This is a genomic window from Rhizobium sp. SVR5-2C (assembly GCF_056755115.1).
The window spans coordinates 1-14,500 of the sequence record NZ_JBNDHT010000017.1 but is presented as its reverse complement, the minus strand read 5'-3'; the positions used below and the strand labels follow the sequence as shown (position 1 = coordinate 14,500).

Annotated in this window: 9 protein-coding genes and 1 pseudogene; 6 read left to right on the top strand and 4 right to left on the bottom strand. The window is 60.2% G+C overall.

Annotated features, from left to right (window positions below; all coding sequences use genetic code 11):
• Positions 1 to 14: 14 nt before the first annotated feature.
• Positions 15 to 743, top strand: a complete 729-nt coding sequence (lpxE, locus tag ACPYOI_RS07240) for a lipid A 1-phosphatase LpxE (protein WP_481418224.1) — start codon at positions 15 to 17, stop codon at positions 741 to 743.
• 53 nt (positions 744 to 796) lie between these two features.
• Here lpxE and ACPYOI_RS07235 read toward each other — a convergent pair whose 3' ends face one another.
• Entirely contained in the window at positions 797 to 2,683 is a 1,887-nt protein-coding gene (locus ACPYOI_RS07235; RefSeq protein ID WP_481418223.1) for an MFS transporter, read from the bottom strand.
• A gap of 249 nt (positions 2,684 to 2,932) precedes the next feature.
• Here ACPYOI_RS07235 and ACPYOI_RS07230 point away from each other — a divergent pair.
• The 3 genes and pseudogenes from ACPYOI_RS07230 to ACPYOI_RS07220 form a co-directional block, all read left to right on the top strand.
• A pseudogene (locus ACPYOI_RS07230) lies at positions 2,933 to 3,112 on the top strand (hypothetical protein); the annotation flags it as partial.
• 111 nt (positions 3,113 to 3,223) lie between these two features.
• Positions 3,224 to 4,258 carry an aspartate-semialdehyde dehydrogenase gene (locus ACPYOI_RS07225; protein ID WP_168831839.1) on the top strand — a complete coding sequence of 345 codons (1,035 nt, stop codon included), beginning with the start codon at positions 3,224 to 3,226 and terminating at the stop codon, positions 4,256 to 4,258.
• Positions 4,259 to 4,438: 180 nt separating this feature from the next.
• Positions 4,439 to 5,260 carry a lytic murein transglycosylase gene (locus tag ACPYOI_RS07220; RefSeq protein WP_481418222.1) on the top strand — a complete coding sequence of 274 codons (822 nt, stop codon included), beginning with the start codon at positions 4,439 to 4,441 and terminating at the stop codon, positions 5,258 to 5,260.
• Positions 5,261 to 5,277: 17 nt separating this feature from the next.
• Here the strand turns inward: ACPYOI_RS07220 and ACPYOI_RS07215 are convergent, their stop codons facing one another.
• Together ACPYOI_RS07215 and pdxY are read right to left on the bottom strand one after the other, a co-directional pair.
• Positions 5,278 to 5,919: a carbonic anhydrase gene (locus ACPYOI_RS07215; protein ID WP_481418221.1), complete on the bottom strand. Its 642-nt coding sequence runs from the start codon at positions 5,917 to 5,919 to the stop codon at positions 5,278 to 5,280.
• Positions 5,920 to 5,991: 72 nt separating this feature from the next.
• Positions 5,992 to 6,870, bottom strand: a complete 879-nt coding sequence (gene pdxY, locus ACPYOI_RS07210; protein ID WP_481418220.1) for a pyridoxal kinase PdxY — start codon at positions 6,868 to 6,870, stop codon at positions 5,992 to 5,994.
• A gap of 266 nt (positions 6,871 to 7,136) precedes the next feature.
• Between pdxY and ACPYOI_RS07205 the strand changes: the two genes are divergently transcribed.
• Positions 7,137 to 11,915, top strand: coding sequence for an NAD-glutamate dehydrogenase (locus ACPYOI_RS07205; protein WP_481418219.1), 4,779 nt, complete (start codon positions 7,137 to 7,139; stop codon positions 11,913 to 11,915).
• Between the two features lie 30 nt (positions 11,916 to 11,945).
• Positions 11,946 to 13,346 (top strand): MFS transporter, encoded by a 1,401-nt coding sequence (locus tag ACPYOI_RS07200; protein WP_481418218.1) that lies wholly within the window; start codon positions 11,946 to 11,948, stop codon positions 13,344 to 13,346.
• A 34-nt stretch (positions 13,347 to 13,380) separates the two neighbouring features.
• Here ACPYOI_RS07200 and purH read toward each other — a convergent pair.
• Positions 13,381 to 14,500 (bottom strand): bifunctional phosphoribosylaminoimidazolecarboxamide formyltransferase/IMP cyclohydrolase (purH, locus tag ACPYOI_RS07195; RefSeq protein WP_481422730.1); only part of this gene is annotated, 1,120 nt, incomplete at its 5' end.

Genomic DNA, 14,500 nt, shown 5'->3' with positions numbered 1-14,500 from the left:
ACGGATAAGATTTGATGCAGGCGATCCTTTCCTCGCTCGACAGGCGCTGGCGGCGCAGCACCTGCCGGATGCCTCAATTGCGGTGGCAGACCTGTCTTTTCATCACCTGCAATGCCGTCATTCTTTCGATCCTCCTGCTCGACGGCCCTGTCGGCTCCAATCACGTGCCACCGGTCATCCGTCGCGTTGGGCGCATGCTGACGGATTTCGGCACGTCCGGCTGGATCATCATCGTCAGCGCCTTCCTTTTCTTCGAGGGCCTCGCGGCGCTGCGTATCGTAAAATCGCTCCGCACGCGGATCCAGGCGTTGCAAATGTGCTGGATCGGCGCCTATCTGCTGACGTCGATCACGCTCTCCGGCGTCCTCGCCAATCTGCTGAAGCGCGCCATCGGCCGCGCCCGGCCGCAATATTTCGACGACTACGGTATTGTTTCCTTCTCTCCCTTTTCGGGCCATTCCGGCTTCGAGAGCTTTCCCTCGGGACATGCGACCACCATCGGAGCGTTCTTCGCGGCCCTCTCGCTGCTCTTCCCGCGCTATCGGATCGTCTTTCTCGCCTGCGCGCTCTGGCTCGGCATGACCCGCGTCATGGTCCGCGCGCACTATCCGAGCGACGTGATTGCGGGGCTGGCTCTTGGCGGCTGGTTTTCTCTGATGATCGCTATCCTGTTTTCGCGCTACGGCATCCTTTTCAAGCTCGCCGAAGGCTGGCCGGTACCCAAGCGCATCCTGCGCGCATAGAAAAACCCGGCGTCTTGCGAACGCCGGGTCTTTCAGCCTTGCCTCGATGAACCTCAATCCATCGTGTGGATGTCGCGGTTCTTCGTTTCCGGCAGGAAGATCAGGCCGATGACGAACGTGATTGCCGCAAAGACGATCGGATACCACAGACCGTAGTAGATATCGCCAGCCGCCGCGCTCATAGCGAAGGCGGTTGCCGGCAGCAGACCGCCGAACCAGCCATTGCCGATGTGGTAGGGCAGCGACATGCCGGTATAGCGGATGCGGGTCGGGAAAAGCTCGACCAACAGGGCCGCGATCGGCCCGTAGACCATCGTCACATAGAGAACGAGGACAAAGAGAACGGCGATTGTGCCAATCCAATTGACGCGCGCCGGATCGGCGACCATGGCGAAGGTACCGCCATTGGCAATCGTATACACTGCCATGTCGGTGACGCCGTTAGCCTCTTCGGCCGTCAGCAACTTGCCGGCCACGAGCTTGTCGGCAGGCATCGTTTCCTTCTCGCCGGCGCGCACGGCGTCGGCATTGAGAGCAAGTTCCGGATTCGCTGCGATGAAGGCATCGAGCTTGGAATCGGGAACCTTGGCGGCGGCGCGCTTCAGCGGATAACCGGCATCGTGAAGCGCAATGTTGACGCCCTTTTCGAAGGTAGCCGTCATGGCTTTCGCCTTGTCGCCAGCAGCGGCGGCATCGAAACTGGTGACTGTCTCGTCGCCGATCTTGACCATTGCCGGCTGGCCGGCCGGGCCTGGTACAACGTCGTACGGGACCGAGTTCTTGGTCAGGAACGCCGTTGCCACGTCACACGAGCTGGTGAACTTTGCCGTGCCTGTCGGGTTGAACTGGAACTTGCAATCCGCCGGATCGGCCGTAACCGTTGCACGGATCGAAGCCTGGGCTTCGGCGAGCGCGGGGTTCGCAGTCCACGTCATCGCCTTGAACAGCGGGTTGTAGGTGACCGCCGCGATCAACAGGCCCGCCATAATAATCGGCTTGCGGCCGATCTTGTCGGAAAGCCCACCGAAGACGACGAAGAACGGCGTTGCGAGCGCAAGCGCGATGGCAACCATGATGTTGGCAGCCTGCAAATCGACCTTGAGCACGTTCTGCAGGAAGAACAGCGCATAGAACTGGCCGCCATACCAGACGACGGCTTGGCCCATGGTCGCGCCCAGAAGCGCGATGATCGCGATCTTTGCATTCTTCCATGTTCCGAACGCTTCCGTCAGCGGCGCCTTCGAGCCTTTGCCTTCCTCTTTCATACGCTGGAAGACGGGCGACTCGTTCATCCTCAAACGGATCCAGACAGAGATGCCGAGCAGGACGACTGAAACGAGGAACGGAATGCGCCAGCCCCAAGCGGCAAAGGCTGTAGATCCCATGAGAGACTGAACCGCGACGATGACGATCAGCGAGAGGAAAAGCCCGAGCGTTGCCGTCGTCTGGATCCACGACGTGAAATAACCGCGGCGGCCGTTCGGTGCGTGTTCTGCAACGTAGGTGGCGGCACCGCCGTATTCACCGCCGAGCGCCAAACCCTGCAGCAAGCGGAGCGCGATCAGGATGATCGGAGCTGCAATGCCGATGGTCGCAGCACCCGGAAGGATACCGACGAGAAAGGTCGAGAGACCCATGATCAGGATCGTGACCAGGAAGGTGTATTTACGGCCGACGAGGTCGCCGAGGCGCCCGAACACCAGCGCGCCGAAGGGGCGAACCAGGAAGCCTGCTGCGAAAGCCAGCAACGTGAAGATATTGCGCGTCGCTTCCGGATACTGGGTAAAATAGGTCGCGCCGATATAGGTCGCGAGGGAACCGTAAAGATAGAAATCGTACCATTCGAAAACCGTGCCGAGCGAGGAAGCGAAGATGACCTTCTTTTCCTCGCCCGTCATCGGAGCGGCCTTTGCGCCGCCGACGCTTGCGACATTTGCCATTGTCTGTCCTCCACAGAGTGATGAGCAACGAGCCCACCCCATGCTCTCCTCAAAGCATGTCCCTGGGATGCGACTCGCCTAGCGCGAGTGTGACAGAAAAGGATTCGGATAAAGAGAGAGGCTTTGGGATTATGACTTTAGTCTAACGCGCAGTGACAGATTGACGCGGGTGATCCGATGGCGCGGCCTCACTGCAGCGAAGAAGCAACAAGACACCGCCTTTGCTAAGCCCTCAATGGGCAAGGACGCCGCAAGAACCTTGACTCCTGTGGAAAACCTTTTAAGAGCAGCGACGGAAAAGGAATATCCATGGTTCGCGACGAGCACGCCATTGCTGAACGCAATGACCAGGCACTGAGTGCCGGGATGGGTATTACCGTTCCGGTTTCTTCCAAAACCAAGGCCAAAACGACGACGAAAACCGTCTGACGTCTCTGGCCTGCCGCTCTCTCCCCGGCCCGGCTGGGGACAGGAAGCTGCGATCGTTTCGCAGCCTTCCCCTCACCGGACAAGAGGAGAGAAGAGAAAGAGAGCTTGAAAATGGGTTTCAAAGTTGCAGTTGCGGGAGCAACCGGAAATGTCGGCCGGGAGATGCTCAACATCCTCTCCGAGCGGGGCTTTCCCGCCGATGAAGTCGTGGCCCTTGCCTCCGCACGTTCGCAAGGCACGGAAGTTTCCTACGGCGACAAGACGCTGAAGGTTTCCAATCTCGAAAATTACGATTTTTCCGATACCGATATCTGCCTCATGTCAGCGGGCGGCGAGGTGTCCAAGAGGTTCTCGCCGAAGATCGGCCAGCAGGGCTGCGTCGTCATCGACAACTCTTCGGCCTGGCGCTATGACGCCGACGTTCCGCTTATTGTTCCGGAGGTAAACCCGGACGCTGTCACACAGTTCACGAAGCGCAACATCATCGCCAACCCGAATTGCTCGACTGCTCAGCTCGTCGTGGCTTTGAAGCCGCTGCATGACGTCGCGAAGATCAAGCGCGTCGTCGTCTCGACATACCAGTCCGTGTCCGGCGCGGGCAAGGAAGGCATGGACGAGCTCTTCAACCAGACTCGCGCCGTCTTCGTCGCCGATCCGATCGAGAACAAGAAGTTCACGAAGCGCATTGCCTTCAACGTCATCCCGCACATCGACGTCTTCATGGAAGATGGCTATACCAAGGAAGAGTGGAAGGTGCTGGCTGAGACGAAGAAGATGCTCGACCCGAAGATCAAGGTAACGTGCACCGCGGTGCGTGTTCCTGTTTTCATCGGCCATTCGGAATCGGTCAACATCGAGTTCGAAAACGAAATCACCGCCGATCAGGCGCGCGACATCCTGCGCGATGCCCCAGGCTGCCTCGTAATCGACAAGCACGAAAACGGCGGCTACATCACCCCATACGAATCCGCCGGCGAAGACGCGACCTACATCTCGCGTATCCGCGAGGATGCGACCGTCGAGAACGGCCTCAACATTTGGGTGGTTTCAGACAATTTGCGCAAGGGCGCGGCCCTCAATGCGATCCAGATTGCAGAGCTGCTCGTCAACCGCGGTCTCGTCAAGCCACGCAAAAAGGCTGCCTGATACCAAACATTAACCATAATTTGCTATCAGCCCCGTATATCGCCGGATATGCGGGGTTACCTGCGAAGACCGGAAAATCACGCTGAAGCAAGGCTCGCCAATGGTGATCGTGACAAAATCACCTCACGATGGCATCCTTGCCCGGCGCTAGGCTTATGCAGATCGAGATCGGGGTTTCTCATGCGCATGACAAAATTCCTCGTGGCGGCCATCGCGGCGGCGGGCGCGCTCCACACTGTTCCGGCAGCGGCAAAAGCTGCCCAGTGCGGCACCAACGGCGCAGGCTTCGAAGCCTGGGTAGCCGATTTCAAGCAGGAAGCAGCGGCCAATGGCGTCAGCCCATCGGTCCTGAACCGGGCCTTCGCCAACGTAAACTATAACAGGCAAACCATCGCCGCCGACCGCGGCCAGAAGAGCTTCAAGCTGTCCTTCGACGCCTTCATGAAGAAGCGGGGCGGGGCGGCGATCATTTCCCGGGGCAGGGGCGTGAAGCGCTCCAATCAGGCACTGTTTGCCTCCATCGAGCGCCGCTTCGGCGTCCCGGCCGGCCCGCTGATTGCGATTTGGGGTATGGAAACCGGGTTTGGCAGCTATATGGGCAACCAGCATACGCTGTCCGCCGTTTCGACGCTCGCTTACGACTGCCGTCGCTCCGATTATTTCACCGATCAGCTTTATGCAGCGCTGCAGCTCGTCTCCGAAGGCTACCTGAACCCACAGGCCCGCGGTGCGGCCCATGGCGAAATCGGCCAGACACAGTTCCTGCCACGCAATGTCGTCCGTTTCGGCGCTGATGGCGATGGCGACGGCCGTGTCGACATGGTCGGCTCACGCGCTGACGCCTTGGCTTCGACCGCGAACTTTCTCAGAGGCCACGGCTGGCAGGCCGGCGCCGGTTATCAGCCCGGTCAGCCGAATTTTGGGGCGATCGCGGGCTGGAACGCCGCGACGGTGTATCAGCAGGCAATCGCCTATATCGGCCAGCAGATCGACGGCCAGTAAGCTTCTGCCCGGAGGCGCTATACTTCCGGGCGAATGAAGTCGCGTGTCTCCGCGTCCATGACCCACAATTCCCCGGTTGAGATGTCGAACCAGGCGCCGTGAAGGGCGATCTTGCCTTCTTTCTCGAGCGCCTTGACCTCCGGGAAGGTACGCAGATTAGTGATGGAGTTGCGGATCGAAACGCGTTCGAGAGCCGTCTGGCGCTCGGTCTGGGTCATGATGTCGTTGCTGCCGATCTGCTCGGCGGCGTCCTTCACCAGGGACATCCAGCGGCCGATGAAATCGCCGGGAGAAAGAGGTTCGGCGTTCGGGTCGAGCGCTGCGCGAATGCCGCCGCAACGGCCATGACCCATCACCACGATATCCGTCACCTTCAGCGCCTGGACGGCAAATTCCAGCGCCGCCGAGGTAGCATGGAAATGACCGTCCGGCTCATAGGGCGGAACGAGATTGGCAACGTTGCGGATGACGAAAAGCTCGCCTGGGCCGGCATCGAAGATGAGCTCCGGCGCGGCGCGGGAATCGCAACAGGCAATGACCAGGGTGGTCGGGTTCTGGCCGTTTTCAGCCAGCGTCCTGTAGCGGTCGCGAGCGTCGGCATACCGCCCGTTCATGAAGTTGCGGTAACCGTCCAGAAGAGGGGTTGGAAAACGCTGCATGACTTCCGATTAGCGCGCGAACGCCGGAAGATCAACTACCGCAGGCGCGAAATGCGCAGCTACCGCCTGCGGCTAATTCCTCCGCCGCTGCGCGGGATGCATGAGGTGGCGCATCTGCACCATGGCCATCGGCGTCGAAAGGCTTGAAGAATCGCTTGCCAGCGTGAGCTCGTCGCTGCCGCGTTTGACCGCGCGCGCCAGCACTTCGTAAACACTGGCCGTCGCAAGCTGCAGCGCTTTTTCGTCATCCATTCCGGAAAGAAGCCGCGAGAGAAAGACCGCCGCCAGAAGATCGCCCAACCCATTCGGCGGATTGTCGATGACGCGATGTTCGGCAAGCAGCGCGTGGCGGCCGGAGAGATAGAGATTTCCCGTCCCTCCCGCCATCATCGGGACAGCGGAGGTGACAAGCATGCGTGAGGGACCGAGCGAGAGGGCCGCCTCCATGACCGCCGTGTTGTCCTCCAGTGGCGCACCTGCCATCCAGGCAAGTTCATAACGGTTGGGTGTCGCCAGCGAAGCAAGCGGAATGAGGTGGTCGCGGATCGCTGCCGCCGTCGCTTCCGGCACATAGAGACCGCCGAGATCGCCCATGACCGGATCGCAGACATAGAACAGGTCCGGATTTGTTGCGCGCAAGGCGCTGACGAGACGGGCAACGGAACGAGCCTGCGCAGCATTGCCGAAATAGCCCGACAGCACTGCTTTTACCTCTCCGATCCATGGCGCACGAATGAGATCGTCGATGGCTGCATCGAAATCAGCCTCCGCAAAAGTGAGCCGTGTCGAGCGTCCGTGGCCGGGATGCCAGGGCAGAACGATCGTCGGCAGGGCCCAAACCTGATGGCCGAGCGTTTCGAGGGCAAAGACGGCCGCACGATTGCCGACTGAACCGCGAACGACATGGCTGGAGATGACGATCACCGTTCCTGCTTGGCTGATATCCGACATGATTGATTTTAGACCCTGAATTCGACGCGCTGTTGATGATCCTTTTGCCGCGCGGCTGTCAACCATTCTTCATCGATGCATGAAATTCTCGCCGAATTGGCAGGCTTCGGAATCGACTGATCCGGAATTTGGAGAATCTTCCAGAATTTTATCCAAAGCGGGTCAAAAACGCACGAAAGCTGCTGTCGCGAGGCCTCTTTTAGAGATTTTTTCGACAAATCTTCTGCTAACTTGCAGGAAATCACGCAAACTGGGGAACTCTCAAAATGGCTGTCAGAAACAATCCTCGACGGGAAAAGCCGATCGAAAGCGCGCGGAAGATCGCTGCGGCGACGGGCGAGCAGCATCTCGATCCGGAGATTCTTTTCGGCCGGGCAAGCGGAGATGACCTCGATTGCTATACGCCTGAGATGCTGGCGCTTTCCGCCATTCATTCCGCAAAGGAGCTTTCGGCCTGGGATGGCAAGGCGCCTCGCGTCAGTATTGACACGCTCCCCGATGTTGAGCCCGCCGGCGTGGCCGTCTCGGTCCTGACGATCACCGATCGCAACATGCCGTTCCTTTACGAATCGGTCATGGGTGAGGTTACGAGCACTTACCGCGATCTCTATATGGCCGTGCATCCGATCCTGGTGATCGAGCCTGGCAAGGCGCCGGTGCTTTATTCCGCCGAGGAACCAAGCGATCCTGAACAACGTGTCAGCCATATTCAGCTTCACATCTCGCCCCTGACTGCCGAGCAATCCGCCGATCTCCGGCAGCGCGTACTCGGTGTGCTGGAGCAGGTTCATCAGGCCGTTTCCGACTGGAAGCCTATGCTTTCCAAGCTCGACACGGTCATTGCCGAACTCAGCAGCTACAATGCCAGCCGCAAGAAGGCCGATCGCGACGAGGCACTGGCTTTCCTGACTTGGCTACGCGACGAAAACTTTACCTTCCTCGGCATGCGCGAGTATGTCTATTCCGGCAAGGGCAGCGAGGCGAAGGTCGAGCGGGGCAAGGGCACAGGGCTCGGAATCCTTTCCAATCCGGACGTTTTGGTCCTGCGTACCGGCAAGGACGCCGTAACGACAACACCGGAGATCCTGGCCTTTCTCGACGGCCCGGACTTTTTGATCGTCACAAAGGCGAACGTGAAATCCGTCGTCCACCGCCGCGCTTATATGGACTATGTCGGCGTCAAGCGCTTCGACAAGGACGGAAACGTCACGGGTGAACTGCGCATCGTCGGCCTATTCACCTCCACGGCCTACACCGCATTCGCATCGGAAATTCCGCTCATCCGATCCAAGATCGCCAAGGTGAAAGACCATTTCGGCTTTGATCCGATGAGCCATTCCGGCCGGATGCTCGACAACACGTTGGAATCTTATCCACGTGACGATCTTTTCCAGATCGATACGACATTGCTTGCGAAATTCGCCGAGCAAATCAACGAACTTGCAGACCGGCCGCGCGTCCGAGTTCTGCCGCGCATTGACCATTTCGACCGGTTTGTTTCAGTCATCGTCTATGTGCCCCGCGAAGAATACGATTCCATCGTTCGGGAAAAGATCGGCAACTACCTGAAGACGGTATATGACGGTCGGGTCTCTGCCTACTATCCGGCCTTTCCGGAAGGCCGCGTTGCCAGGGTGCACTTCATCATCGGCCGGTCCGGCGGAAAAACACCGCGCGTCCCGCAAGCAAGGCTCGAAGAGGCAATCCGCGCCATCACCGCCCGCTGGGACGATCGCTTTGAGGCGCTGGCCGGACCGAAGGCGCCAAGGATCGGCGTCAGCAACGCTTTCCAGGATTCCTTCACGCCGGAAGAAACGGTTGCCGATCTGCCGGATATTACTGCCTCCGCTTCCGGCGCGCCGATCCGCATTGAGTTCTACTACCGCAACGACCTGGAGCGCGGCAGAATCTTCTCGCTCAAGATTTTCCATCCCGTCGAGCAGCTTCCGCTCTCGCGCCGCGTGCCGCTGCTTGAAAATCTTGGGTTCAATGTGCTTAGCGAGAGGACATTCGACATCGAGGTTCCGGCGGCCGACGGGTCAGCCAACATCGTTGTGCTGCACGATATGGAGCTCGAGCCCCGCAGCGGCGGCGAGATCGACCTCAACCATTATGGCGCTCGGCTGGAGGAAGCCTTCGTCTCTGCCTTCAGCGGCGCGATCGACAATGACAGTTTCAACCGGCTGATCCTTTCAGCGGGGCTTTCCGCGCGCGAGGCGAACGTCCTGCGGGCTTATGCCCGCTATCTCCGCCAGGCGGGAATTGCCTATTCGCAAGACTACATCGCAACGACCCTCGACAAATATCCCCGGATCGCCGCGTCGATCTTCAGGCTTTTCTACGACTCGCTCGATCCGAAGCTGGGCGAGAAGGCGCGTGTGAAAAAGCTTGCCGAACAGCATCAGTCGATCGAAGCGGCGCTCGCCGACGTGCCGAGCCTCGACGATGACCGCATTCTGCGCCGCTGCATCAATGTCGTCGATGCGACGCTGCGCACCAATTACTTCCAGCGCAATGCCGACGGCTCGCCGAAGGCGATGCTTGCCTTCAAACTCGATCCGAAACTCATCGATGGCCTGCCCGATCCCAAGCCATTCCGGGAAATCTTCGTCTATGGCGTCGAGGTCGAGGGCGTGCACCTTCGTTTTGGCAAGGTGGCTCGCGGCGGCTTGCGCTGGTCGGATCGCGCAGAGGACTATCGCACGGAAGTGCTCGGCCTCGTGAAGGCGCAGCAGGTCAAGAACGCCGTCATCGTGCCGGTTGGCGCCAAGGGCGGTTTCTATCCGAAAAATCTGCCCGCCGGGGGCAGCCGCGACGAAATCTTCAATGCAGGCCGGGAAGCCTACAAGACCTATATCCGTACGCTGCTTTCGATCACCGACAACATTTCCGGCGCCGATGTCCTGCCGCCTGCCGATACGGTGCGGCTCGATGGTGACGATCCCTATTTCGTCGTCGCCGCCGACAAAGGAACAGCCACCTTCTCCGACACCGCCAATGCATTGGCGCAGGAAGCCGGCTTCTGGCTCGACGACGCCTTCGCATCAGGTGGATCGGCGGGCTATGACCACAAGAAGATGGGCATCACCGCCAGAGGCGCCTGGGAGGCCGTGAAGCGCCATTTCCGCGAAATGGATATCGACATTCAAACCACACCGTTTACGGTGGCCGGCGTCGGCGATATGTCCGGCGACGTCTTCGGCAACGGCATGCTGCTCTCTCCGAAGATCCTGCTGCTCTCGGCCTTCGACCACCGTGATATCTTCATCGATCCCGATCCGGACATCGAAAAGACGCTTGCCGAGCGGCAGCGGCTCTTCAACCTGCCGCGCTCCAGCTGGCAGGATTTCGACAAGTCGGTTCTTTCCAAAGGTGCGATGATCATTTCGCGCTCGGCGAAGTCCGTGACGCTGACGCCCGAGGCGATTGCCGCAATAGGGATCGACAAGGCCGTGGCAACGCCTTTCGAAATTATGACAGCGATCCTGAAAAGCCCGGTCGACCTTCTCTGGTTCGGCGGCATCGGCACCTATGTGAAGGCGCAATCGGAAACCGACGCGGAAGTGGGCGATCGTTCCAACGACCCGATCCGCATCACGGCCGAAGAGGTGCGGGCAAAGGTGATCGGCGAGGGTGCCAATCTGGGCGTCACGCAAAAGGGCCGCATCGCCTATGGCCTGAAGGGCGGGCGGAGCAATTCCGACGCGATCGACAATTCGGCCGGCGTCAACACCTCGGACGTCGAGGTCAATATCAAGATCGCGCTTGCCAGCGCCATGCATGACGGACGGCTAACGCGGGCAAAACGCGATCAGTTGCTGTCCTCGATGACGGACGAGGTCGCGGCACTGGTTCTGCGTAACAACTATCTGCAATCCTTGGCGATTTCGCTCACGGAGCGCAAAGGCACCGGTAACGGGCTTGAACTCGCGCGCTTCATGAGCGTTCTGGAAGGCGCCAAGCAGCTGAACCGGAAAGTTGAAACACTTCCGGACGACTCGACGCTTTCCGAACGCTATGCCGCAGGCAAGCCGCTGACGCGGCCTGAAATCGGCGTGCTGCTCTCCTATGCAAAAATCGTGCTTTTCGATGCCCTTGCCGCAAGCGATCTGCCGGACGAGCCCTATTTCGCCTCGACGCTTTCGAACTACTTCCCGGCCAAGATGCAGAAACCCTACGCCGCCGACGTCGCTAGCCACCGATTGAAGCGCGAAATCATCGCGACCATCCTCGCCAATGAGGCAATCAATCGCGGCGGTCCAGGCTTTGCAGTCAGCATGATGGATGCCACAGCCGCTTCGGCGCCGGAAGTCGTCCGCGCAGCCATCATCGCCCGCGATGGCTTTGATCTGACCCGGCTCTGGGCGGAAACGGATGCGCTGGACGGCAGGATCTCCGGCCAGATGCAGAACCGTGTCTATGAGGAAATCGGCCACATCTTTACGGTCTTGACCCGTCTGCTCCTGAAGACCGGCATGGCGAAAGCCGATATGGCGGAGACAATTAGCCGACTACGCGACGCGTTGAAGAAGCTAGCGCCAGTCTTCGCAGCACAGGTTCCTGCGGAGTTTGAAGCCCGCGCTAACGAGTACCGCGAGGCCGGAATACCAGAAAAATTGGCGGCTGCCATTGCCGGGCTGCCGGGCTTTGCTCTGGTGCCGGAGATCATGCAGGTCGCCGAACGGACGGGCGAACCGCTGGCACGCGCCGCAGATAGCTATTTTGCCGTATCGCAAACCTTCCGCGTGGGCAGGTTGCTAGCCGCCGGTGCCCGCATCGTTACCTCCGATCACTACGAGAGCCTGGCGCTGGCCCGGAGCATCGACCAGATCGCCAGCGCCCGCCGCGATATCGTGATTTCGGCGCTCGCCGAGCACGGCAAGGAGAAGCTGCCGGTTCAGGCTTGGCATGCGGTAGACCGCATCAGGATCAACCGCATTGCCGAGGAGCTTTCGAACCTTAGCGATAGCGGCGACCCGAGCCTTGCGCGCATTACAGTCGCTGCAGGTCTGTTGACCGACCTTGCGCGCGACCGGGCGAGGTGACACAGTCCGCTGCGAAGCGGGAGTGGATGCGTGAGCAGGATAGACTGGACCGGAACGGGGACGCCCGCGCCGCAAAAGGCGCCGGAGAAAGGCATCTGGGGCTGGATGCTTTTCGACTGGGCGGCCCAGCCGTTCTTTACGGTCGTAACCACGTTCATCTTCGGCCCCTATTTCGTCTCGAGACTGACTGCCGATCCCGTCTCCGCACAGGCGATGTGGAGCAATATGGCGACGATCTCCTCGGTTATCATCGCCGTGCTCTCTCCGATCCTCGGCTCCATCGCCGATCAGTCCGGCGCCCGCAAACCCTGGACCGCCTTCTTCGCGCTGATCAAGATCGCAAGTCTCTTCGGCCTTTGGTTTGCGGCCCCGGGATCGCCGGTCATCTACCCGGTGATCTTTATGATTCTCGCTTCGACCGCGGCCGAATTTTCCATCGTCTTCAACGATTCGATGATGCCGCGCCTTGTGGGGAAGGATGAGGTGGGCAAGCTCTCCAACACCGCCTGGGGCCTTGGCTACCTCGGTGGAATGATTGTGCTCATCGCCGTCGTGGCGCTGTTCGCGGGCAGTCTGGAAACCGGAAAGACGCTGCTGGGATTTGCCCCTTTGTTTGGCCTTGACCCGCATACCGGCGAGGACGCGCGCATTACCGGACCAATCTCCGCGGTATGGTATCTGATCTTCATCATCCCGATGTTTCTCTTCACGCCTGATGCGCCGAAGGGGCTGCCGTTCGCGACCGCGGTGCGTTCCGGCCTGAAGCAGGTCCGGAACACGGTCGGCGAACTGAAGCACCGAAGGGGCATTCTGAAATTCCTGATTGCCCGAATGATTTATCAGGACGGTGTCAACGGACTGCTGATCCTTGGCGGCGCCTTTGCCGCCGGCATGTTCGGCTGGGCAACAATCGAAATCGGGCTTTACGGGATCATCCTCAATGTTGTCGCGATTTTCGGCTGCGTCATCGCCGGCAGGGTGGACCACCGGATCGGCTCAAAGGCGACGATCCTGATCAGCCTGACCATGCTGCTTTTTGCAACGACCGGCATTATTTCGACAGGGCCGGGCTACACGCTTTTCGGCCTCGTGCCGTTGTCCACGGCAGACGCCGGAGGGCTTTTCGGCACGGCGGCGGAGAAGGCCTATATCCTCTACGGACTGCTGATCGGCCTCGCCTTCGGCCCCGTACAGGCCTCCTCGCGTTCCTATCTGGCGCGCAGCGTCAGCCTGGAAGAGGCAGGGCGCTATTTCGGGATCTATGCGCTTTCAGGCCGCGCCACGAGCTTCATGGCAACGCTCTTCTTTTCGCTGATGACTTATGCCAGCGGGTCAGCGCGCCTCGGCATGGCGACGCTGCTTCTTTTCCTCGCTGGCGGCTTGATCCTGCTGATCGTAACGCCTTATCCGGCGGATAGGGATCAAAAGTGAAGCGACGCCCCGTCGAGTGACGAGGCCTTCACTCTCAGTGACGGAAGTGGCGCATGCCGGTGAATACCATCGCAACATTGTGCTCGTTGGCGGCATCGATCACCTCCTGATCGCGCATGGAACCGCCCGGCTGGATGACCGCCGTGGCACCGGCAGCAATCATCGACAGAAGGCCATCGGCGAATGGCAGGAAAGCCTCGGAGGCGACCGCCGAACCGCGCGTCATCGGAGCGGGCAGGCCGAGAGCCTTGGCGGCTTCCTCGGCTTTCAGTGCAGCGATGCGGGCGGAATCGACGCGGCTCATCTGCCCGGCACCTATGCCGGCCGTCTGGCCATCCTTGGCATAAACGACCGCATTCGATTTCACATGCTTGCCGACCTTGAAGGCAAACTTCATGTCTTCCAGCTCCTGGGCTGTCGGAGCACGCTTGGTGACGACCTTCAGCTCCAGATCTTCGACCATGCCGTTATCGCGGCTCTGGACGAGCAGACCGCCGGAGACCGTTTTTGCCGTCAAGCCGGCGGCGCGCGGATCAGGCAGCCCGCCCGCGGAAAGCAGGCGCAGGTTCGGCTTCCTCGCGACGATCGCCTTGGCCTCGTCGCTTACATCCGGAGCGATGATGACTTCCGTGAACAGCTTGATGATTTCTTCCGCCGTCTCCGCATCGAGCGTGCTGTTCAATGCGATGATGCCGCCGAAGGCAGAAACGGAATCGCAGGCAAGCGCCCGCTTGTAAGCCTCGATGAGGCTCGGACCGGTTGCGACGCCACAGGGATTAGCATGCTTGATGATGGCACAGGCGGGCGCCTTCTCCGGTAGGAATTCGGCGACCAGCTCATAGGCCGCATCGGTGTCGTTGATGTTGTTGTAGGAAAGCTGCTTGCCCTGGAGCAATGTCGCCGTCGAGACGCCGGGGCGCTTTTCGCCCGTAACGTAGAAGGCAGCCTTCTGGTGCGGGTTTTCGCCGTAGCGCATCTCTTCCTTCAAGACGCCGCCGATCACCCGGTGGCGCGGCGTATCGATGGCGAGCGCTTCGGCGAACCAGTTCGAAATCATGGCATCGTAAGCCGCCGTGCGGGCATAGGCCTTGGCGGCCATGCGCTGGCGGAAGGCATAGCCGGTCTGGCCGGCATCGGCTGCGAGCTGCTCGAGC